Source organism: Streptomyces sp. NPDC004539, assembly GCF_040610055.1.
Lineage (GTDB): Bacteria > Actinomycetota > Actinomycetes > Streptomycetales > Streptomycetaceae > Streptomyces.
On the sequence record NZ_JBEXLS010000014.1, the window covers coordinates 169,973 to 191,152 of the forward strand.

The 21,180-nt window shown below is 72.4% G+C and carries 17 protein-coding genes and 1 pseudogene; 11 read left to right on the forward strand and 7 right to left on the reverse strand.

The genetic code is table 11. The features are described 5' to 3' along the window. The first annotated feature begins 49 nt into the window (after positions 1-49). The 3 genes from ABZX85_RS27795 to ABZX85_RS27805 are packed head-to-tail and all read left to right on the forward strand — an operon-like array spanning position 50 to position 5,789. On the forward strand, positions 50-1,285 hold the full coding sequence (locus ABZX85_RS27795) for an acyltransferase domain-containing protein (protein WP_355873972.1): 1,236 nt from the start codon (positions 50-52) through the stop codon (positions 1,283-1,285). Beyond that, positions 1,282-4,890 (forward strand): beta-ketoacyl synthase N-terminal-like domain-containing protein, encoded by a 3,609-nt coding sequence (locus ABZX85_RS27800; protein WP_355873974.1) that lies wholly within the window; start codon positions 1,282-1,284, stop codon positions 4,888-4,890. Before ABZX85_RS27795 ends, ABZX85_RS27800 begins: the two co-directional genes overlap by 4 nt. Continuing rightward, positions 4,887-5,789 carry a hypothetical protein gene (locus ABZX85_RS27805; protein WP_355873977.1) on the forward strand — a complete coding sequence of 301 codons (903 nt, stop codon included), beginning with the start codon at positions 4,887-4,889 and terminating at the stop codon, positions 5,787-5,789. The genes ABZX85_RS27800 and ABZX85_RS27805 overlap by 4 nt, the downstream gene beginning before the upstream one ends. Before the next feature lie 30 nt (positions 5,790-5,819). Here ABZX85_RS27805 and ABZX85_RS27810 read toward each other — a convergent pair whose 3' ends face one another. From ABZX85_RS27810 to ABZX85_RS27820, 3 genes are all read right to left on the reverse strand, one after another. Next, on the reverse strand, positions 5,820-6,995 hold the full coding sequence (locus ABZX85_RS27810; protein ID WP_355873979.1) for an amidohydrolase family protein: 1,176 nt from the start codon (positions 6,993-6,995) through the stop codon (positions 5,820-5,822). Between the two features lie 128 nt (positions 6,996-7,123). Continuing rightward, a complete protein-coding gene (locus ABZX85_RS27815) occupies positions 7,124-8,416 on the reverse strand; it encodes a glycoside hydrolase family 27 protein (protein ID WP_355873982.1) in 1,293 nt (430 codons plus the stop codon). Between the two features lie 142 nt (positions 8,417-8,558). Further along, positions 8,559-8,993, reverse strand: coding sequence for a MarR family transcriptional regulator (locus tag ABZX85_RS27820; RefSeq protein ID WP_355874161.1), 435 nt, complete (start codon positions 8,991-8,993; stop codon positions 8,559-8,561). A gap of 85 nt (positions 8,994-9,078) precedes the next feature. Between ABZX85_RS27820 and ABZX85_RS27825 the strand changes: the two genes are divergently transcribed. The 6 genes from ABZX85_RS27825 to ABZX85_RS27850 all read left to right on the forward strand — a co-directional run bounded on the left by ABZX85_RS27825 (position 9,079) and on the right by ABZX85_RS27850 (position 14,495). Next, positions 9,079-9,858, forward strand: a complete 780-nt coding sequence (locus ABZX85_RS27825; protein ID WP_355873985.1) for an oxidoreductase — start codon at positions 9,079-9,081, stop codon at positions 9,856-9,858. 77 nt (positions 9,859-9,935) lie between these two features. Further along, the gene (locus ABZX85_RS27830; protein ID WP_355873988.1) at positions 9,936-10,406 is read left to right on the forward strand and encodes an SRPBCC family protein; all 471 of its coding nucleotides are present in this window, start codon (positions 9,936-9,938) and stop codon (positions 10,404-10,406) included. A 253-nt stretch (positions 10,407-10,659) separates the two neighbouring features. Then, positions 10,660-11,124, forward strand: coding sequence for an RICIN domain-containing protein (locus ABZX85_RS27835; RefSeq protein ID WP_355873990.1), 465 nt, complete (start codon positions 10,660-10,662; stop codon positions 11,122-11,124). 44 nt (positions 11,125-11,168) lie between these two features. After that, the gene (locus ABZX85_RS27840; protein ID WP_355873992.1) at positions 11,169-12,029 is read left to right on the forward strand and encodes a hypothetical protein; all 861 of its coding nucleotides are present in this window, start codon (positions 11,169-11,171) and stop codon (positions 12,027-12,029) included. A gap of 202 nt (positions 12,030-12,231) precedes the next feature. Further along, on the forward strand, positions 12,232-13,101 hold the full coding sequence (locus ABZX85_RS27845; RefSeq protein ID WP_355873994.1) for a helix-turn-helix domain-containing protein: 870 nt from the start codon (positions 12,232-12,234) through the stop codon (positions 13,099-13,101). A 59-nt stretch (positions 13,102-13,160) separates the two neighbouring features. Further along, the gene (locus tag ABZX85_RS27850; RefSeq protein ID WP_355873996.1) at positions 13,161-14,495 is read left to right on the forward strand and encodes a family 43 glycosylhydrolase; all 1,335 of its coding nucleotides are present in this window, start codon (positions 13,161-13,163) and stop codon (positions 14,493-14,495) included. Between the two features lie 17 nt (positions 14,496-14,512). Here the strand turns inward: ABZX85_RS27850 and ABZX85_RS27855 are convergent, their stop codons facing one another. Then, positions 14,513-15,244 (reverse strand): TetR/AcrR family transcriptional regulator, encoded by a 732-nt coding sequence (locus ABZX85_RS27855; RefSeq protein WP_355873998.1) that lies wholly within the window; start codon positions 15,242-15,244, stop codon positions 14,513-14,515. A gap of 115 nt (positions 15,245-15,359) precedes the next feature. Between ABZX85_RS27855 and ABZX85_RS27860 the strand changes: the two genes are divergently transcribed. Beyond that, complete coding sequence (locus ABZX85_RS27860; RefSeq protein WP_355874000.1) at positions 15,360-16,811, forward strand: MFS transporter; 1,452 nt, start codon at positions 15,360-15,362, stop codon at positions 16,809-16,811. Positions 16,812-16,841: 30 nt separating this feature from the next. Continuing rightward, the gene (locus ABZX85_RS27865; RefSeq protein WP_355874002.1) at positions 16,842-17,117 is read left to right on the forward strand and encodes a TetR-like C-terminal domain-containing protein; all 276 of its coding nucleotides are present in this window, start codon (positions 16,842-16,844) and stop codon (positions 17,115-17,117) included. Positions 17,118-17,184: 67 nt separating this feature from the next. Here ABZX85_RS27865 and ABZX85_RS27870 read toward each other — a convergent pair. From ABZX85_RS27870 to ABZX85_RS27880, 3 genes and pseudogenes are all read right to left on the reverse strand, one after another. Continuing rightward, a pseudogene (locus tag ABZX85_RS27870) lies at positions 17,185-19,732 on the reverse strand (FtsX-like permease family protein). Beyond that, positions 19,729-20,508 carry an ABC transporter ATP-binding protein gene (locus ABZX85_RS27875; protein ID WP_355874004.1) on the reverse strand — a complete coding sequence of 260 codons (780 nt, stop codon included), beginning with the start codon at positions 20,506-20,508 and terminating at the stop codon, positions 19,729-19,731. The pseudogene ABZX85_RS27870 and the gene ABZX85_RS27875 overlap by 4 nt, the downstream one beginning before the upstream one ends. Continuing rightward, positions 20,505-21,125 carry a helix-turn-helix domain-containing protein gene (locus ABZX85_RS27880; RefSeq protein WP_355874164.1) on the reverse strand — a complete coding sequence of 207 codons (621 nt, stop codon included), beginning with the start codon at positions 21,123-21,125 and terminating at the stop codon, positions 20,505-20,507. Before ABZX85_RS27880 ends, ABZX85_RS27875 begins: the two co-directional genes overlap by 4 nt. Positions 21,126-21,180: the final 55 nt, after the last annotated feature.

The window sequence follows — 21,180 nt, forward strand, 5'->3', positions numbered from 1 at the left end:
AAACATCCCGTCCGACCCGAATATGTGACATTCCGAATCGGGAGAATCCATGTCACCGGACACCGTGCTGCTCTTCCCCGGCCAGGGCGCGTACACCCCGGGCTGCCTCACCGGCCTCACCGCACAGCCGCTCGTCACCGACACGCTCCAGGACATCGACACCGTCACCGACGCGTACGGCGTCGGCGCCGTCACCCCGCTGCTGTGCGACCCGCACGCCCCGGACGCCGAGACCCTGCTCCACGCCGAACCCGACCGCCTCCAACTCGCCATCTTCGCCGCGTCCCTCGTGGTCGGCCGCCTGCTGACGGAGCGGATCGGCACCGGCGTCGTCCTCCTCGGGCACAGCCTCGGCGAACTCACCGCCCTGACCCTCGCCGGCGCCTACTCCGCGCAGGACGGCGCGCGCGTCCTGTGCGAGCGCGACCGGCTGGTCCGCGAAGCCGCGCTGCCGCCCGGCGGACTGCTGGCCCTGGGCGTGCCGGTCCGCCGGGCCAGAGAGCTGATCGCGCGGACCGCCCCCGACGCCCTCGACGTCGCCGCCGTCAACGCGCCCCGCCAGACCGTCGTCTCGGGCAGCGACACCGCGCTGGAAAGGCTGCGGGCCGAGGCCGAGGAACTCGGCGTTCGCCACAAACGGCTGCTGTCCCCGTACGCCTACCACAACCGTGTCATGGAACCGGTCGCCCGCGAACTGGCCCGCGCCGTCGCGGAGTTGACCGTCCACCCGCTGCGGCTCCCGGTGTTCTCCACGCTCCACCTCGACTTCTACGCCGACGACGGCGACATCGGCGCCCGGATGTGCCGCCACCTCGTCCTCCCCGTCGACTTCCTCCCCGCCGTGCGGGAACTCCAAGAACAGGGCGCCGACGTCTTCGTCGAGGCGGGAGCCGGCACGGCCCTCACCGGGGTCGTGCGCGGCGCGCTCGGCCAGGTCCGGACCGTCGTACCGCTCGAAGGCACCCCCACGTACGAGGAGTTCGAGGCCGAGCTGACCCGTATCCCCGGCGTGGGCGACCCGCGGCAAGCGCCTGTGCGCGACGGCCTCCACGCCGAACTGCGCAGGCTGTACGCCGAGGCCCTCGAATACCCGGAGGAGTTCCTCGAACCCGACACCCACCTCGAAACCGAACTCGGCGTCGACTCCGTGCAGCAGACCGAGGTGCTCGGCCGGGTCTTCGCCCACTTCGGACTCGACGAACTGCCCGCCTCCTTCCGCATCACCCGGTACGCCACCCTCAAGGACGTCGCCGACCTGCTGACGGAACGGGGAGCGGTCCGTTGAGCACGGTCGCCGTCGTGGGCTACGGCGTCCTCGTCCCCGGAGCCGCCACCCCCGAGGAACTCTGGGACCTCCTGCGCGACGGCCGTCCCGTGTTCGGCGAACCACGCGACCGGTTCTCGCCCGACGACTTCTGGTCGGCCGACCCCACCGCCGAGGACCGCACGTACACCCGCCTCGCCGGCTACCTCCACGACACCCCGCCGCACCCCGACGCCCGGAACCTGACGGCGGGCGGCGACTGCGCACGCTGGCTGCGGCACTGCCTCCTGTCCGCGACCCGAGACCTGCGCATCGCCGACGACACCAGGGTGGCCTGCTACAACGGCCAATGGGTCGACGGCAGCCAGGACCTGGAGGAGAACCTCCTCGCCGCCGTCGTCCTGGACGGACTGCGCACCGCACACGGCACCGCCTGGGACACCGCCCTCGAACACCGCGTACGCCGCGTTCTGCGCCGCCACCTGCCCCGGCTGACCGACGACCCGCGCACCCTGCTCCCCGACGCCGTGCTGCGCGCCGCCCTCGACGGACTGTTCCCGCACGTCGTGGACCAACTCGTCGTGGACACCGCCTGCTCGTCCTCGCTCTACACGATCGACCTCGGCGCTCGGGCCGTGGCCTCGGGGGAGTGCGACCTCGCGCTGTGCGGCGGCGTCCACCAGGTGACGCCGAAGTACTCCGTGCTGTTCAGCAAGGTGCGGGGCCTGTCGGCCTCGGGCGACGTCCGCAGCCTCGACGAACACGCCGACGGCACCCTCTTCACGGACGGCGCCGCAGTCGTCGCCCTCAAGACGCTGCGCCGGGCGCACGCGGACGGCGATCCCGTGCTCGGCGTCCTCAGCGGCTTCGGCGCCTCCTGCGACGGCGCCGGGAAGGCCGTCCACGCACCCAACCCCGGCGGGCAGAGACTCGCGGTGACCCGCGCCCGCCGGAGTTCCGGCGACGTCGACTGGGTGGTCGCGCACGGCACCGGCACCCCGGTGGGGGACGCCGTCGAGCTCGGCGTGCTCCGGGAACTCGGCGGGACCCATCTGGTGACGGCGAACAAGTCCCTGCTCGGGCATACGGGTTGGGCGGCCGGCGCGGTCTCCGTCATCCATGTCCTGGAGGCGCTGCGGCACGGCACCGTCCCCGCTCAGCACCGGTTCGGGCGGCTTCCGGACCCGCACGCCGACGCCGTCAGGGTCCCGGCGTCGGACGTGCCCTGGCCCGGCGGCGGCCGACGCAGGCTCGCCGGGGTCTCGGCGTTCGGGTTCGGCGGGACGAACGCGCACCTCCACCTCGCGGACCTGCCGGGAGCACCGGCCGCTGGGGACATACCCGGGACACCGGCACCTGCGGGCGCGCCCGGCGCACCCGCTCCCGCGAGGTCGAGTACGGACCACGACATGGTCCTCGTCGCCCTCACCACCGCCCACGACACCACGCCGCCGCCCGCCGACGCCGTCACCGCCCGCGCCGTGCGCCTCGTCCCGCCGACCCTCCGTGAGATCGACCCCAGCCAGATCCAAGCGCTCCTGCTCACCCGGCAGTTCATCGCCGAGCACGGCAGGATCTGGGCCGGACTCGAAGACCGCACCGGGGTGATCTCCGGGTTCCGGGAGCCGCTGCCGAGGTCCGCCGACGTCACGGTCCGCGTCTACCGGGACGTCCTCGCGCGCGTCGCCGGCGATCTGCGCACCGAGGTCTCCGGGACGGCGGCCGAAGCGCTCGCCGCGACCGTCGCCGAGGTCCACGGCCGCGCCGCCCCCGTCGGCGCCGACACGCTCGCGGGCACCATGCCCAACGTCACCCCGTCGCGGATCGCCGTCCGCGAGAACCTGCGCGGCCTGTCCATGGCCGTGTGCGGCGGCCCCGACCCGCTGCCGGCCGCCCTGCGCACCGCACACCGCTACCTCAGGGACGGCGACCTCGACCTCGCGCTCGTCCTCACCGTGCACAGCGGCACGATTCCCTGGACGGCCGGCCCCACCGACCCGCCGACCACCGGCACTTGCCTCATGGCCCTGACCACCCGCGAGATCGCCCGCACCCACGGCTGGCCCGTCACCACACACCTCACGCCGGAGACGACGGCCGCTCCAACCCCGACCCCACGCACGGCCCGCCACGTCGTACACCACACCCCACAACCCCCCTCCCCGGTCCGCGAACCGATCCCCGTGTTGCCTCCCGGCGCCCTGGTCCTCACCGACTCGCTGGAGGTGGCCCGCACGCTGGCCGCGCGCATCCCGCCCGGCGGCGTGGTCGTCTGCACCGAACCCGGCACGGCCCCGGGCGTCGTCCACGTCGCCCAGGTGCACGACGACACCGTGGACCGCCTCACGGACCAGGTCCTGTGCCACGTACGGACCGTGAGCCTCCCGCCGGACTCCACGCGGCCGGCGCGGCGGACCGTACGCCTCCAGGAGCTGGCCTTTCTCGCGGCCAGGCGGCTGTGGCGCGGGGAGGCCCGGGGGAGTTTCCTGACCCTGCTGCCGGACGCGTTCGCCGGGGCGGTTCCGAAGCCCCGTACGGCGCTGTTCACGGGGATGGCGCGCAGCCTGGCCCTCGATCTGCCCGGCTGCCGGACGGTCACCCTGCTCACGGACCTGCGCGACCCCGTGGCCGGGCTCGGTCTGCTGGAGGAGGAGACGCGGTGCGCGGACACGGTCCAGGGGGTGCATCACCGGGCGGGCGTGCGGTACGTCGCGCACGTCCAGGAGGCTCCCCGCCCGCCCGCGCGGGGGCTGGTGATCGGGGACGGTTCCGTTGTGGTCGCGACCGGTGGCGCCCGGGGGATCACCGGGGCCTGTCTGGAGGCCCTCGCGGAGGTGGCGCGGCCCACGCTCTGGCTCCTGGGACGCTCGGTCCCCGACGACCGGCCGCGCCCCCTGCCCGCCCGCCCCGACTTCCTGCGCACCTGGCTCCGTGAACACCCCGGCGAACTCCCGCTGGCGGCGAACCACTCCTACGAACGGCTCCTGCACCGTGCGGAGACCACCCGCACCCTCCACCGGCTGCGCACCGCCCTGGGACCCGACCGGGTCCACCACCTCACCTGCGACGTGACCGACGCGGACCAGGTGCGCACGGCGGCGGACCGCGTTCTGTCCGCCCACCCCGCCGTCACCCTCCTCATCCACGGCGCCGGCATCAACAACTCCGCGGCCCCCGGACACAAGACCCTCGCCGACTTCCGCGCCGTCTCGGCACCCAAGACGGCCGGCTACCACCACCTCCGCGACGCCTTCGACGGCCATGTCGAGCACTGGTGCAACTTCGGCTCGATCTCCGGCACGCTCGGCCAGCCGGGAGAGGCGGACTACGCGGCGGCGAACGACTACCTGGCCGCCTGGTCCCTCCACCGACAGACCTCCGGAATCGACGAGTTCACCTACGCCTGGACCCTCTGGCGGGACGTCGGCATGGGGTCCGGCAAGCTCCGGCAGGCCCTGGGCGCCCGCCGCTCCCAACTCTCCGGAATCACCCCCGCCGAAGGCCGCGCCCTCTTCCTGGCCGAACTCGCCACCGGCCGCACCGGCGACCCGGTCGTCCTCAACCTCGGCGAGGCCGAACGCCGGACGATGAGCGAACGCCTGCCCGGGGTGGTGCGGGAGCTGTGAGCAGCGGGGGGAGGGCGGACTGGTACCTGTCACGGACGGGGCCGGACGACGAGCCGGCCGATCGAGGGCCGGGCCTCGCCGCGTACGACACCCCGCGCCGGTGGCGGCTACGCCTCACCCCGCACGACGACCCCTATCTCCTCGACCACCTCGTCGCGGGAGAACCCACCCTGCCGGGGACGTTCATGCTGGAGATCGCGGCGGAGGCCACGCGACGTGTGATCCCCGGCAGTGTCCCGACCGGCTTCCGCGACGCCGAGTTCACCACCTTCGTCAGACCGCCGACGGCCCGCGCGCACACCGAGTTCACCGTCCACGCCACCCAGATCGTCCCCCACCGCGTCCACGTCACCCTGGAACGCCGGCTCCTCCCGCGCGGAGACGCCACCCGCGCCCGCCACCACACCTGCTTCCGCACCGACGTGCTCATCGGCACGCCCGGCCCACCACCCACCCCACACCCCCCGGCCACGGACGGCGCCCCGGTCACGGACCCCTACTACCGGCCCGACTCACCCGTCCTGCTGCGCGGCGTCTTCCACAACACCCGCGACGGCCGGGTGACGGCCACCCACCGCACGGCCCGCTGGACCCCGGACCTCGCGCGAGCGGACTGGCTGAGCCACTTCACCGTCCCCTCCCTGCTCCTGTGCGCCACCCTCCGCACCGCCGCCCTCCCACCCGGCCCCCACGGCGAGCAGACCCTCTACGTCCCCCGACACCTGGGCCACATCGACCTCTTCACCCCGGGCCTCGGCGACACCGCCCTCACGGCACACCACGGCGACGGCATCACACTCCACGGCACCGCGGACGGCGAGTTCCGGGCGGACGCCCCCGACGGCACGGTCCTCCTGGAGATCAGGGACGCGCGGCTCGCGGCGCTCGGAACCGTCTGAACTCGAGGAGGACGGGGAGCACCTCCGGGTTCAGCGAACCCGGCGGCCCGCCCGGTACACCGCGAGGATGTCGGTGACGGCCGACATGTCGGCCAGCGGGGAGTCACCGAGGACGAGGACGTCGGCGTCCGCACCCGCGCGCAGGACGCCCTTGCGTCCGCTTCGGCCCACGGCTTCGGCGGCGACCGAGGTGGCGGAACGCAGGACGTCGATCGCCGGCATCCCGTACTCGGTGAGCTGGATCAGCGCCTGGGGGAGGATGTCGTGCGGCTTGGCGGGTTCGATCCCGGCGTCGGTTCCCGGGACGACCCGGGCGCCCGAGGCGACGACCTTGGCCACCAGGTCCGGCAGGCCCCCGATGCGCGCGGCTGCGGTCGGGGAGGGCGGGACCATGCCCGGCAGCGCGCCCACCGTGAGGCTGACGAAGATGCCTCGCCGCACGACCTCGTCCAGCAACTCCTGGCGCAGAGCGATGCCTTCGGCGGTGAAGAAGGAGAAGTGCTCGATGGTGTCGAAGCCCGCCTCGATGACGTCCCCGATCGTGTCGGCGGCATGGACGTGCGCGGCGGCCCGCAGCCCGAGCCGGTGCGCCTCGTCGACGATCAGCCGCAGGTCCGCGAGCCCGTACTGCTGGTGCAGGGCGTCGGAGCCGGGGGTCATGTTCCCGCCGGCGGCCATCACCTTCACCACCTCGCAGCCGCGCTCGGCGCGCTGCCGTACGGCGGCCAGCAGTTCGGCGGCTCCCTCGGCCGCCCCGCCGAGGAAGTGGCAGTGGCCGCCCCGGGTGGTGATCGGCGGACCGGCGGCGACGATGTCGGGCCGCCGCTCCGCAGGGACCCGCTCTCGCAGGTCGAGGGTCAGGAAGTCGCGGTCGCCGAGGTCCCGGACGGTGGTCACGCCGGCCCGCAGCATCGTCGCGGCGGCGTCCCGCGCGGTGTCCAGCACCGTGTCCCGGTCGTCCGAGGCCACATGGGCCACCGCGTCCCGGCCGGCGTCCCAGCACAGATGGACGTGCGCGTCGATCAGCCCGGGGAGCAGCCACGCGTCCGGGCCGAAGTCCCGGACCGTCGCGTGCTCCGGGGGCGTCGCCCCGGTGAGGTCCACGTCGCGGATCACGCCGTCCTCGACGAGGACCGTGCCCGAGCGTCCGACGTCCGTGCCGTCGAAGACATGCCCGGCTCGAAGCGCCAGCAGGGTGTTGCGCATGGGGGTTCAACTCCAGAGAACCAGTGGGGGAAAAGGGCTCTCTGCGAGGCTATGGGCGGTGGCCGGCGGCTACGAGGTGCCCAGGCGACACCCCGGGATCTGGAGCGGACACGGCGGGCGCGGACCGGTCACCCGGCGGGGGTGAGGCGCAGGAGGGCGGCGCCGTGCGCGGGGAGGTCCAGGTGCAGGTCCCGGCCGTCGTGCGGGGTGTCCGTGCCCGTCCACAGTTCGTGGACGTGGTCGTCGGGGCGGGCGGCGAGGGAGCCGAGGGGCACGGAGATTCGTTCCGGGGTGTCCGCGAGGGAGAAGACCGCCGCGTAGCGGGTGCGTTCGTCGGCGTCGTCGGCGGTCCACAGGACGAGGTTCCTCTCGCGGAGGACCTCGCGGTTGTTGCGGCTGTGGAGGAGGACGGCGAGGGCGTCGGCGTGGGTGAGGAGGGCGATCGTCTCCGGGGGGCTGGTGGGGAGGTCGCCGCCCATCATCAGGGGGGAGCGGGAGATGAACCACAGGGTCAGGAGGCTGACCTGTTCGGCGTGGGTGAGCCGGGACATGCGGTCCTCGCCGCGTTCGGCGCGGATGCCGATGTGGCCGAGGGGCAGCATGTCGGCGTCCGCCCAGCCGTCCGGGCCCTGGGCCGGGGCCCACCGCGCCATCCGGGCGAACTGGGCCTCGACGTGGTCCCACTGGTCCCACAGGTCGTCGCAGATCCGCCACATCGCGGCGTTCTCCCGCAGGTGCTCCAGGCGGGCCAGCGAGACGTCCGTACCGGGGGAGAGGCTCAGCTCGATCGGCCGGCCGCTGCGCTCGATGGCACGGGCGTAGGCGGCGATCTCCCGCTCGTGGTACGGGAAGAGCATGTCGTCGGCCTTGATGAAGTCGACGCCCCACTCGGCGAACTGGGCGACCTGCGCGTCGTAGTACGCCTGCGCGCCGGGGTGGTCGTGGTCCAGACCGTAGTTGTCGGGGTTCCAGGGGCAGACGGAGGAGGTGTCGGCGATCTCGTCGGCCGTGAACTCCGTCCCCGCCACGGGCAGTCGGGCGGCCACCGCGCGGCGCGGTATGCCTCGCATGATGTGCAGGCCGAACCGCAGGCCCAGCCGATGCACGCGTTCCGCGAGCGGCGCGAACCCCGCGCCCCCGGCCGCCGACGGGAACCGGTTCGGCGCGGGCAGTTGGCGGCCGTACGCGTCGAGGACCACCGGCGGGTCGTCGTTGTAGCCGTGCGAGCGGGCCGTGGGGTCGTACCACTGGATGTCCACGACGACCGTGTCCCAGCCGTGGGCCAGCAGGTGGTCGTGCATGAAGGCCGCGTTCGCGAGGACCTCGTCCTCGGTGACGGTCGTGCCGTAGCAGTCCCAGCTGTTCCAGCCCATCGGCGGGCGCAGGCGGCGGTCGGGGAGCGGGCGTACGGGTCGGGTCATGGCGGGTCGCTTCCTGGACGGGCCGGACACCCACGGGCCGGAACGAGCAGGTGCCGACGGCGACGATCTTGCACCGGTTCTACCACGCGATCCGGCCACCGCCGGGGTCGAAAACTTTCGCTCCGGCGGGGGAGCGGCGCCGTCAGGTCCCAGGGGTCTCGTCGCGGAGGAGGGCGCGCTTGAGCAGCGACTCCAGGGCGTCCTGCTCGCTCTGTGTGAGGCCGACGAACAGGGGCTCCTCGGTGAGGGCCTTCAGCAGGCGTTCCCGGAGGTTGGTGCCTTCGGGGGTGAGGACGAGTTGTTTGGCGCGGCGGTCGGTGGGGTGGGGGCGGCGTTCGATGAGGCGGAGGGTTTCGAGTTTGTCGATGACGACGGTGGCGTTGGAGGGTTCGCAGCTCATGCGTGCGGCGAGTTCGCGCATGGTCATCGGGCCGGTCATCTCGCGCAGGGCGGACGCCTGGGCGACGGTCAGGCCGAGCCCGGTCACCCGTTCGCGCATGCGGGCGTTGCACTGCATGTCCAGGTCGTGCAGGAGCTTGCCCAGTTCCCACTCCGCTTCCGCCTGTGCCCGTGTCATCGCCATGGGTCCAGACTAGCGCACCACTTAAAGCCATGATAGATATGACTTTAAGTATTCAAGCCATATGCATCGGAGGGGTTCCATGGACCTCAACCTCACAGGCAAGACCGCCGTCGTCACCGGCGCCGGCCGAGGCATCGGACTCGCCACCGCCCGCACCCTCGTCGGCGAAGGCGTCCGCGTCGTAGGAGCCGCCCGGACCATCACCCCCGAACTCAAGGAGACCGGCGCACTCACCCTCGCCGCCGACCTGAGCACCGCGGACGGCGTCACCGCCCTCATCGACACGGCACTGGCCGAACTCGGCGGCATCGACCTCCTCGTCAACAACGTCGGCGGCGGCGACGAAGCCGTCATGGGCTTCCTCGACGCCCCCGACACCCAGTGGACCCGCATGTTCGACATCAACGTCCTCGCCACCGTCCGCGCCACCCGCGCCGCCCTCCCCAGCCTCGTCCAGCGCCGCGGCGCGGTCGTCAACATCTCCTCCGCCGTCGCCCGCATGCCCCTCGGCGTCCCGGCCAGCTACGCCGCCGTCAAAGCGGCGGTCACCGCGCTCGGCAAGTCCCTCGCCGAGGAGTTCGGCCCCCAGGGCGTCCGCGTGAACACCGTCTCCCCGGGCCTGGTCCGCACCACCGTCTACGAAGACCCCGACGGCCCCGTCGCCCAGCTCGCCACCGCCGCAGGACTCACCCTCACCGACTTCGTCCGGCAGATCGCGGCATCCCAGAACATCACGACCGGCCGCATGAGCGAGCCCGACGAAGTCGCCGCCCTCGTCGCGTTCCTCCTCTCCGACGTCGCCGGCAACATCACCGGCGCCGACTACGTCATCGACGGCGGCACCATCAAAACCGTCTGAACCAGAGCGGGACCCGCCCCGGCGGCGCACGCGACCCCAGCACGTCACCCCACGAAACCCACGAACACCCACGAAACATGGAGGCCGGACCCATGGCCCACGTCGTCGTCGCGTCCGCCGAGCGCACCATCGGCGCTCCCGCACACGAGGTCTACCAGTACCTGACCGACATGGAACTGCACGCCCGGTTCCTGCCACGCCCCTTCTACGACTTCCAGGTCGAGGAGGGCGGCAGGGGCGCCGGCAGCGTCGTCCGATTCAAAATCGATTTCGCCGGGGGCGTCCGGGAGCTGCGGATGCGGATCACCGAACCGGAGCCGGGCCGCACCCTGGTCCGCACGGACACGGGTGACTCCGGCCTCGTCACGACGTTCACCGTGACCCCGCGAGGCGAGCGGGCGCAGGTGAACATCACCTCCCGCTTCCACGGCGAGAGCGGCGTCGCCGGCTTCGTCGAACGGATCGTCGCGCCCCGCAGACTGCACCGCGTCCACGCCAGGGAACTCGCCGGCCTCGACACCCACGCCCGGGAGCAGCGAGTCGCCTAGACCGCACCCCCCGCAGGCCCTCACCCGACCCGGGTGGGGGCCTGCTTCACGTCCCGGGACAGCCGTGTCCCGGCAGGTCGGAACCGTCCCTGTCCCGACCTGCGTGAAGCGGCCGGGACCAGGTTGTGAAGAGGCGTCAGGCCGCGCAAACCTCCTCTCACCGGCCCTGGCGGATCACCTCCGAGCGAGACCCCGCGCCGGTTCCCGCGGCCTTTCGCGCCGCCGAATCCCCGTACCCCCGAAGGGACTTCCCGTGAATCCTGTACGCACCGCCCTGTCCGCCCTCACCGCGGTCGCCGTGACCGCGCTCGGCGTGCTGGCCGCCGCGCCCGCCGACGCCCAGGTGCGGGCCGAGGAGACCTACCGCAACGTGCACTCGGGCCTGTGCATGGACGACAGCGACGGCGGCGGCCTGCGCGGCTGGCAGTGCAACGGCCTCAACCACCAGAAGTGGGTGGTCACCCGGCACTCCGCCGACGGCACCCGGCAGCTCTCCAACATGGCGACCGGCAGGTGCCTGGACGACAGCCCCGCCGGCCTGCGCACCTGGCCCTGCAACGGACTCGACTACCAGAAGTGGACGGTCGAGAAGCTCAACCAGAGCCGCCTCATGTTCAAGAACGTGAAGACGGGGGCGTGCGTCGCCGACCCCGGGGAGAACCGGCGGCTGATCGCCCTGCCGTGCGTGACCGGATCGGCGAACCAGCAGTGGCAGTGACCCGCCGTCAGCGACCCCCGAGAACCCGAGGAACGAGACCCGTCATGCACACTCCCACCTCCCGCTCCGCCCGGCTGCGCCGCGTCCTGCCGGCACTCACCCTGGCCTGCCTGGCCTCCCCGGGCCTGCTGCTCCCCGCACACGCGACGACCCCGGCGTACTCCTTTCAGGCCCCCGCGCGCGCCGAGGCGTCCTTCCCCACCTGGGGCACCCGGTGGATCGTCCACGCCACCCCGGACATCGGCTCCCCGTCGGTCGGCATGATCAACCGGAACAGGGCCGGCGAGGACCGCGTCACCGCCGACCACCAGGTCGACACCGGCCACCGGGTCTGCGAGGGCAGCGCCTGCTCCACCTTCATGGCCCACATCACCTCACCGGTGACCGGCTACCTGACCGTCGTCGCCGTCGACATCCCCGAGGACCGGCTCCCCGGCGTCCCCGTCCAGGGCGGCCCGCCCGGCGGCGGTACCCCGGCAGGCTCCCGGCAGCGGACGCTGGAGCGCGCCGCGACCTGGCTCACCGCGAACGGCGGACGTCCCGTGCCCTACAGCCAGACCGCGCACTGGAGCGACGGCTACCGGCAGGACTGCTCCGGCTACGTCTCCATGGCGCTCGGCCTGCGCACCCCCGGCGAGACCACCGTCGGCCTCGCCGGCAACCGGAACATCACCCGCCCCATCGGCATGGGTGAACTCCAGCCCGGCGACCTCGTCATCGACGCCATCGGCAACAGCAACACCCGGCACGCCGTCATCTTCGAACGGTGGAACGACGCCGCGCACACCTCGTACACGGCCTACGAACAGCGCAGTGGCCCCGGCACCTCGCACCGGACGCTGACGTACGGGCTGAACGCGGGAAGCGAGTACAAGGCGTACCGGCCCGTCCAGTACGGAGACTGACCCGCCGTCCGGAGCGCCCGGCCGCCACCGCCGGGCGCTCCGCCGGACGGGTGAACCGGACGGCTGGTGAATCGACCCTGCGCGCAAGCCGGTTGCAGCGTCGCTCTCCGCGTCCCTACATTCCTGACCTGCTGGGACGGCCTGTCCCGAGCCATGAAGCAGCCAACGGGACACCGTTGCCGACCCACGGGAGACGTCCGTCATGACGGACAGCGGTCAGGGGGACCGTCAGACGGCGCAGCGTCGGCTCGGCGCGGCCCTGCGCGAGTTGCAGCGGCGGTCGGGGCTCACCCTGCGGGAGCTGGAGAAACTGGTCCCTGTCAGCGACTCGTCGCTGTCGCGCTACTTCCGCGGCGACGGCGTAGCGCCCTGGTCCGTCGTCGCCGAGATCTGCCGACGGCTGGACGGCGACCCGCGAGCACTGCGCGCCCTGTGGGAGGAGGCCGACCGGCTGTCCCCGGCGAAGCTCCCCGGCGACCCCCCGACCGCCACGCCACCCGCCCCCGCACGGCGGCGCCTCACACCGGCACACCTGCGGGCCCTCGCCGTCGCGCTCACCGCCGTGCTCCTCGGCACGGGCCTCGCGGTGTACGGGACACGGCTCGCCGGCCGCACGGGCGAGGGCACCACCACGGCCGCCGTCGGCAAGGGCGTCCCGCACGGGAGCGTCCCGCAGGAGAGCGGGCCCGTCTTCCACGAGGCGGAGAAGGCGCGCACGCGCCAGGTGACCGTCCGGGAGGCCACCGGCGCCAGAAGCGGCAAGGCCATCGCCCACATGGACTACCCCGACAGCTATGTCGAGTTCACCGTCGACGCCGCCACGGCCGGCCCCCGGTCCATGAGCGTGCGGTTCAGCAACGGCTCCCAGGACAGCGGCGGCGGCCCGTCCTGCGCCTCCCACGGCCTCGCCGTCAACGGAGTCGTCGCGAACCCCGTCCACTACCCGCACACCGGCTGGGAGAACTGGCAGCGGACCGAACCCGTGACGGTCGTCCTGCGCGAAGGCCGCAACACGATCCGCTTCTCCAAAGGCGACCTCTACACCGAACTGGACGGCATCGAGCTGGCGTAGCCGCGGGGACCGACACCGCGCCGACGGCCGGCCGCTCCCCGATCCGCAAGGAGTCCCGCATGCCCTTCCCACCCCCGGTCCGCCGGCTGACCGCCCTCCTCACGGCCGCCCTCCTCCTCGCCGCCGGCCACCCGGCGACCGCCTCCCCGATCGCACTCGACCGCGACTTCCCGGACCCGGACGTCCTCAAGTCCGGCGCCACCTACCACGCGTACGCCACCAACGGCGGCGGCCGTCACATCCAGCACGCCACCTCGTCCGACCTGGAGCACTGGACCGCCGACGACCGCGACCCGCTGCCCGCGCCCGGCGCCTGGGCGGACCCCCGAGCCGACCTCGTGTGGGCGCCGGAGGTGTTCGACACCGGCACCGGCTTCACCATGCAGTACACCGCCCGCGACCGCGCGAGCGGCCGGCAGTGCATCGGCGTCGCCCGCGCCGGCTCACCGGACGGCCCGTTCCGCCCGGTCGGCGAGACCCCGCTGCTCTGTCCGGCGGGGGAGGGGGGCGCCATCGACCCCTCGACCTACACGGAGGACGGACGGCGCTACCTCCTGTGGAAGAACGACGGCAACTGCTGCGGCCTCGGCAAGGACACCTGGCTGCACCTCCAGCCCACCTCCTGGGACGGCACCCGGCTCACCGGCGACCCGGTCCGGCTGATCCGCCAGGACCAGCCCTGGGAGGGCCGGCTCGTCGAAGCCCCCACCCTGGTCCGACGCGCCGGGCACTACGTGCTCCTCTACTCGGCGAACGCCTACGACACCGACGCCTACGCGACCGGCTACGCCGTGTCCCCGGACCTCACCGGCCCCTACACCAAGGCGCCGCGCCCCCTGATGACGACCGACACCTTCTCCGGCGCCGTCCACGGGCCCGGCGGGCAGGACGTGGTCACCGGTCCCGACGGCCGCGACCGGATCGTCTTCCACGGTCGGCGCGGTCGTGCTCGCGTCATGTACCGGGCCGACCTGGGCTGGGCCGACGGGCGCCCGGTGGTGCGTGGCAGCAAGGCGGTGTACGAGGCGGAGGGTGCCCGGCTGACCGACGCGACCGTCCGCGAGGCTTCCGCCGCCTCCGGTGGCAGGGCGGTCGGCCGGATCGACCTTCCCGGTAGCTCCGTCGAGTTCCGGGTGTTCGCCGCGTCTCCGGGGACCCACCTCCTGTCCGTCCGCTTCGCGAACGGCTCTCTGGACTCGGCGGGCGTCCCGGCCGCCGCCTCCCATCTGCTGTCCGTCAACGGGGCGGGCGTCGGTTCCGTGCGCTATCCGCATACGGCCTGGGATCACTGGCAGACGGCCGCTCGGACTGTCGAGCTGGATGCCGGCTGGAACACGGTCACCTTTTCCAAGGGAGATCTCTACGCCGAGCTGGACTTCGTGGAGGTGGGCTGAGAGGACGCCGGCCCGTCCTATGACCGAGCCGGCGCCAGCCCCCCGAGCAGCGCGGTCAGCGTGAACTCGAAGCGTTCGTGGCCCTCGCCGGAGGTCAGTTCGCGGATGTGGGCGACCGTGCTGGGGAAGCGGTCGGCGGGGAGCATCCGGTAGCGCTCGGCGAGGTCGTCGCGGTCCAGGACGCGCTGGTCGACGCCGGTGTCGGAGTGGGTCCGCAGAGAGACCTCGAAGCAGTACGCGGAGACGTAGAGGAACGCGGCGTCGATCGCCCAGGCGGCGGACTGCGGGGGTACTTTGGCGGCGAGGAGGACCGTCAGCATGCCCTCGCTGAGCCGTAGCGCGTCGAGGCTGTTCGGGGCGGCGGCGAGGGCGGCGCGGGAGATGCCGGGGTAGCGGAGGTACTCGTCGCGCAGGGCCCGGCAGATGCCGAGCATCTGCTCGGTCCACCGCGCGGGGTCCGGCTCCGGCACCGGCACGCGGGCGCACACCTCGCTGATCAGCAGCTCGTCCAGCTCGGCCTTGTTGCGTACGTGGGCGTACAGCGAGGCCGGGCCGGTCTGGAGCGCGGCGGCGACCCTGCGCATCGTCAGGGCCTCGAAGCCGTCGGTCTCGACGAGCCGGAACGCGGCGTCCACGATCCGGGCCACGGTGATCGGGGCCTTCCCGGCGCGCGGGGCTCGGTCCGGCCCGTCCAGGGCGGCGATCTTCGCGGCCCACTCGTCCCGGTCCTGAGCGCTCTTGTTCGTCACGGGCCCAGCATAGCTTGACTCGAACGCTGTTCCCTGAGTAGAACGGTGTTCGTCAATAGAACACTGTTCGTCGCTGGGCTCCGGTCCGCGCCGAACCCTTCGGAGAGGAGCCCTCATGGCATCCCCAGGCACCACCACCCGGGACCACCCGCTCTCCCGGCCTTTCCGCTCCCTGCGCGAGGCGCGGACGGCCCTCGTGGGCCTCTCGGCGGTCTTCCTGTTCGAGATGATGAGCAACACCGTCCTCAACGTCGCGCTGCCCACCATCGGCCGCGAACTGGACGCCCCGACCATCGCCCTGCAATGGGTGACGAACGGCTACTCCGTCGTCTTCGGCGGCCTCATGCTGGTGTTCGGTGTCCTCGCCGACCGGCTCGGCCGGCGCCGCGTGATGATCGCCGGACTCGTCCTGCTCGGCGCCGCGAGCCTCGCGACGGCCGCCGTCACCAGCACCGGCGAGCTGATCGCCGTCCGCGCCGTGATGGGTCTCGCGGCGGCCATGACCACGCCGGGCACCATGGCGATGGCCTTCCGGCTGTTCGAGGACGAGGGCCTGCGGGTCCGCGCGATCACGCTGATCTCGACCGTCGGCATGGTCGGCCTCGCGATCGGCCCCACCGTCGGCGGCCTCGTCCTCTCCTTCGCCCCCTGGCAGGTCCTGCTGCTGGTGAACGTACCGATCGTGGCGCTCGCGATCGCCGGCATCCGGACCGGCGTACCCGCCGACGACCCCGCCGGCCTGCACCGCGCGCCCGCCGACCTGCCCGGGGGAGTGCTCGGTACGGCGACGGTCGTCCTCACCCTCGTCGCGCCGACCCTGTTCGTGGCCACCGGCGCACGGTCGTGGGCGCCCTGGGCGGCGGTCGCCGGGGCCGTCCTCGCCGGGGTCCTGTTCGTCGTGCGCGAGCGGACGGTCCGGCATCCGCTGCTCGACCTCTCGCTCGTCGCCCGGCCCCAGGTGTCCGGCGGACTCGCGTACAAGGCGGCGGCCGGGCTCGCCAACGCCGGGCTCGCCTACCTCGTCACGCTCCAGTTGCAGCTCGACTGGGGGTGGCCGCCCGCGCTCGCCTCGCTGGGCATGCTGCCGCAGGTCGTCGTGCTGATCGCCGGGGGGCCGTTCGTGCACCGGTTCGTCCAGCGGGTCGGCATCGACCGGGCCGCCTGGATGAGCGCCGGGTCGGTCGTGGCCGGGCTCGCCGTCTACACCCTCACCGGCCGCCTGGGCTATCCCTGGGTCGCGCTCTCGCTGGTGTTCGTCGCCGCCGGGATGCGCGTCGTCGGCGCCGCCGCCGGCGTCAACGTCCTCAACGGCCTGCCCGCCGACCGCACCTCCACCGGCGCGGCCCTCATCGACACCGCCGCCGAGGTCACCGCCGCGGTCGGCGTCGCCGTCGTCGGCACCGTGCTCGCCGTGCTGTTCGCGGGGGACGTCACGGATCGGCACTGGAGCGCCGGGCAGACCGGTCAGTTCCGGGAGGCGGTGACCGTTTCCGGGGGCGTCCTCACGCTCGTCTCCGCCGGGCTGCTGGGGTGGGCGATGCGCCGTACACGGCGGGTCGCCCAGTGAAGCGGATCGCCGAGTGCAAGGGAACGCCTGGTGCAGGGGAACGCCGTGCGGGCCGAGTCCCCGTCCCTGCCCCCGTCCGGGCCCGGCGACGAAGCCGTACGCGGCCTGCGGGTACCCCGGCTCGGCGTCCGGCTCCCCGAGACCGCCGCCGCCCTCGCCCCGCGCAGCTGGAGCCGCCTGCACGGCCTGGTGTCCCTGGAGAGCTACGGCCACCTCCAGCACCAGACCCTCAGCCCGGAGAAACTCTTCCACGAGGAACTGGCCCGGCTCATCCGCTCGTCGGACATCATGCCGAAGGACCGCTGACTCACCCGCGCGGGCGGATACCGGCATCAGATTCCAGGGCGGGGCAACCTCGAACAGGGCGGCGGGACTACTCCCTGGCGCCGATCACGTCGGCCGGCTTGCCGGAGAGGGAGACGCGGGCCGAGAGCATGGTGGCCGCGAGGGCGAGGCAGGCGGCGATGCCCACGATGCCCGCGTAGACGATCGCGGAGAGGTAGGGAGCCGCGCTCCCGGTCATGCCGATGGCGAAGGCGGTGAGCGTGGCCACCGAGATCGCCGTACCCACCACGACCGCGAGCAGCACGACCACGAGGGACTCCAGGCGCAGCATCCGCAGCACCTGCCTCCGCGTGGTGCCCACCAGCCGCAGCAGGGCGAACTCACGGGTGCGGCCGGTGATGGACATGGCCAGGGTGTTGACCACCGCGATGGCCGTGAAGGCGATGATCAGCCCCATCGCCACGAAGTTGACCGCCGCGTTGGACTGCTGCTGGTCGGCCCGGAGCGAGTCGACCTGGTCCCCGTCGAGCACCCGTACGCCCGGGAAGCCGCTCACCGCCGAGGCCAGGTCCGCCCTCGCCCGGTCGGTCCGTACGAGCACCGCCGAGCTGAGCGGGTTGTCGACATGCGCGGCCACCAGGTCATGAGCCATGGTGAGGTCGCCGAAGCCCAGACCGCGGTCGTACACCGCGACCACCGTGACCGGCACCCGAGTGCCGTCGCCCATGGTGACCGTGACCTTGCTCCCGACGCCGCCGACCAGACCTTCGGCGACCTCGCTGACGGCCATCGTCTTTTCGCCCAGGTCCTTCAAGGACCCCGACACGACCCCGGGGTCCATGGTCTTGTCCAGACCCTGAGGGGTGACCCCCTGGATCTGGAACTTGTCCAGGCCCACCCGGACCGTGCTGCGCACGACCTCGGTCACACCGCTCACCCCGGACAGGTCACGGACCTTGTCCGCCGCCTGCCCCGGTACTCCCGGCCCGGACGAGGCGATGGTGTAGTCCGCCAGGCTGCCGTCCCGGGCCTGGCTCTGGGAGGCGTGCCCCAGCGTCGACTGGACGAACACGATGGTGCAGGTCATGCCCACCAGCAGGGTCAGCGGAGTGAGCGCGCTGGAGAACCGCCGCAGATTGGTGCGGCTGTTGGCCATCGCCAGATATCCACTGATCCGCGAGAGCCTGAGCGGTGTGCCCAGGGCCGCGATCCCGGCCCGTGCGATGACCGGTCCCAGCAGCGCCACCGACGCGGAGAGCATGATCACGCACAGATAGGTGACGGGCGCCGAGGCGGGCTCCGTGTGCAGGATGCTCAGCACGAACAGCAGCACCACCCCGACGACCAGGAAGATCATGCCCGGCACGAGCCGTTTGGCGACGAAGGGCGGGGTCTCCATCGCGGCTTCTGACAGCGCCTCGGCCGGACGGATCTGCGCCACCCTCCTGGCCGACACCCGGGCCGCCGCCCAGGCGCCCAGCACGGTGACCGCCACCGCCGCGAGCATCGGATACGGACTGAGGGTCAGCCCGAGCGCGTCGGGAATCGTCCCGAAGTCCACGAACTTGCCGTGCAGCCAGATGGCGATCGGAAGCCCGGCGACCGCGCCGACACCACCCGCGACCAGGCCGATGACGGCCGCCTCCCGGCCGATCAGCCCACGGACCTGCCGAGGCGTGGCGGCGACGGCACGCAGGAGCGCGAGCTCCCGGAACCGCTGCTGGATGGAGAGCGCGAAGGTGCCGACCACCACCAGGACCGCCACCAGCAGCGAGACCGCCGCGATGGCACCCCCCCATGCTGATCAGCTGTACCCGTGCCTTGCTCGCCCCGAGGAACTCCACGGCTCCTCGGTCGTCGGCGCCGTGGACCTGGGCGGTGGTGCCGTCTAGCGCGTCGGCGACGGCGCTCTTCAGCTTCTCCTGATCGGCGCCCCGGTCGGGAATCACTCCGATGACGGCCACCTGCTCCGGACGTCCGCTGAGCCGCTCGGCCTCCTGCCCGGAGAAGAACAGCGACGACTGCTCCCGCAGATCACCGCCCTCGGCGGCGGCGACACCGGACACCCGGTAGACGGTCGGCGCCCCGGTGGCCTGCGCGGTCACCTCGTCACCGACCTTGAGGCCGGCCCGCGCCGCGAGGTCCCGGTCGAGCACGACCTGATCCGCGGACGTCGGGGCGGTGCCGTCGGTCAGCGCGAACGGCGTCAGCGCGGCCGACTCCCAGGAGTGCCCGAGCGACATCTCGTCGTCCGGCCCGGAGACGATCCGGCCCTCCCGGGTGACGACATAGGCGGGGAACTCCAGCTCCGGCACCACCTTGCCGACGCCGGGGACGGCGGCGACCTTCGCGGTCAGACCGGCCGGCAGCCAGACCCGCTCGTCCAGCGGCTTGGCCTTGTGCTTGACCTTCTTCTTGCCGTTCTTCTCCTTCACCTTCACCGAGTGGACGTTCTGGTCCCCGGCCACCAGGATCGAGGCCGCCGCGTAGCGTTCCGTCTTGATCTTGCCGGTCAGCCCCGTCACCAGCAGTGTGCCGCAGGCGGTGATGAGGGCCGCCGCGCACAGCAGCGCGAGGAAGGCCCCGACGAACCCCGCCTTGCGGTACCGCAGTGTGCTGAAGGCGTAACGGATCATGAGGACCACGCCCCCAGATGCGTCATGCGTTCGGCGATCTGGTCCGCCGTCGGGCGATCCGTGTGGTCGACGATCCGCCCGTCGGCGAGGAACAGCACCCGGTGCGAGTACGAGGCCGCCACGGGGTCATGAGTCACCAGCACGACGGTCTGCCCGGCTTCGTCGACACAGGCCCGCAGCAGCGTCAGGATCTCCTTGGCCGTGACGGTGTCCAGCGCGCCGGTCGGTTCGTCACCGAAGATGACGTCGGGCCGCGTGATGAGAGCCCGTGCGATGGCGACCCGCTGCTGCTGCCCACCGGACAGCTGTGACGGGCGGTGGTCGACCCGCCCCGTGAGGCCCACCCGCTGGACGATCTCGTCGAGCCAGCGCCGGTCGGTGCGTGCTCCTGCGAGCCGCAGCGGCAGGGTGATGTTCTGCCGGACCGTGAGCGCGGGCACGAGGTTGAACGCCTGGAACACGAACCCCACCCGGCGGCGGCGTAAGTGCGTCAGGGCCGTCTCGTCCATGCCCGTCAGCTCTTCGTCCGCGATTCTGACGGCACCGGAGGTGGGTTGGTCGAGACCCGCGGCGCAGTGCAGAAAGGTGCTCTTCCCCGAGCCCGACGGGCCCATGACCGCGGTGAAGGTCCCGCGCGGGATCTCGACGGACACGTTGTTCAACGCGGTGACGGCCTGGCCTCCGCGGCCGTAGGTCTTGGTGACACCATCGAGCCGCACCGCCTGGCCGATCATGTTCCCGCGCTCGCTCGACCTGCCCCTGCCTCTGATCCTCATGGACTCTCGTTCCTCTCTGACATGGGCTCGGACACGGCCTGCTCCGGATCTGGTGCCGGGAGCGCGAAGAAGCGGGTCAGTACGGTCCGCGCACCGGGCGGAACGTCGTCACCGGTCCGCTTGTAGCGGTTGATCAGAGCGATGTACTCCTCGAAGAAGGAGCGCAGTTCGTCGAGGGTCAGCTGCATCGAACCCCGCGAGTGGAGGAAGGCGTCCGCCCATTCGGCGAGATCGTCGCTCCGCCGCTGCAACTGCTCGAACAACTCGATGTCCGCCGCGTAGGCGCGGCGGTTCATCTCGTCGATGACGGGGCGGATCTCCGCGTTCTGCCGGCTCCGTTCCGGGAACCGCAGATCGACGGGGACCACCCGCCACCACCGCTCCCGCCCGTGCACCCGCGTGTCCTTGGCGACCTCTTCGATGAACCCGTACCGCGCCAGTTCACGCAGGTGATAACTGGTCGCACCGGTGTTGAGGTCGAGCTCTCGCGCAAGCATCGCCGACGTCGCCGAGCCGAGCAGCGAGAGCTGCTGGAAGATCTGGTACCGCCTTGGATGGCTGAGCGTCTTCAGGGCGGCCAGATCGGCGATCTCTCTTCGCAGTCTTGGTTCTGCCACACATGCACAATTCCATGTGCACAGCATTTTGTGCAAGCCTGTCGAGGCCATGTTT

Excerpts from the sequence above, each read along its gene's own strand:
- ABZX85_RS27840 (WP_355873992.1), top strand. The coding sequence starts at position 11,169 with ATGCACACTCCCACCTCCCGCTCCGCCCGGCTGCGCCGCGTCCTGCCG.
- ABZX85_RS27820 (WP_355874161.1), bottom strand. The coding sequence starts at position 8,993 with ATGACACGGGCACAGGCGGAAGCGGAGTGGGAACTGGGCAAGCTCCTG.
- ABZX85_RS27825 (WP_355873985.1), top strand. The coding sequence starts at position 9,079 with ATGGACCTCAACCTCACAGGCAAGACCGCCGTCGTCACCGGCGCCGGC.
- ABZX85_RS27845 (WP_355873994.1), top strand. The coding sequence starts at position 12,232 with ATGACGGACAGCGGTCAGGGGGACCGTCAGACGGCGCAGCGTCGGCTC.
- ABZX85_RS27860 (WP_355874000.1), top strand. The coding sequence starts at position 15,360 with ATGGCATCCCCAGGCACCACCACCCGGGACCACCCGCTCTCCCGGCCT.
- ABZX85_RS27830 (WP_355873988.1), top strand. The coding sequence starts at position 9,936 with ATGGAGGCCGGACCCATGGCCCACGTCGTCGTCGCGTCCGCCGAGCGC.
- ABZX85_RS27815 (WP_355873982.1), bottom strand. The coding sequence starts at position 8,416 with ATGACCCGACCCGTACGCCCGCTCCCCGACCGCCGCCTGCGCCCGCCG.
- ABZX85_RS27810 (WP_355873979.1), bottom strand. The coding sequence starts at position 6,995 with ATGCGCAACACCCTGCTGGCGCTTCGAGCCGGGCATGTCTTCGACGGC.
- ABZX85_RS27850 (WP_355873996.1), top strand. The coding sequence starts at position 13,161 with ATGCCCTTCCCACCCCCGGTCCGCCGGCTGACCGCCCTCCTCACGGCC.
- ABZX85_RS27875 (WP_355874004.1), bottom strand. The coding sequence starts at position 20,508 with ATGAGGATCAGAGGCAGGGGCAGGTCGAGCGAGCGCGGGAACATGATC.
- ABZX85_RS27795 (WP_355873972.1), top strand. The coding sequence starts at position 50 with ATGTCACCGGACACCGTGCTGCTCTTCCCCGGCCAGGGCGCGTACACC.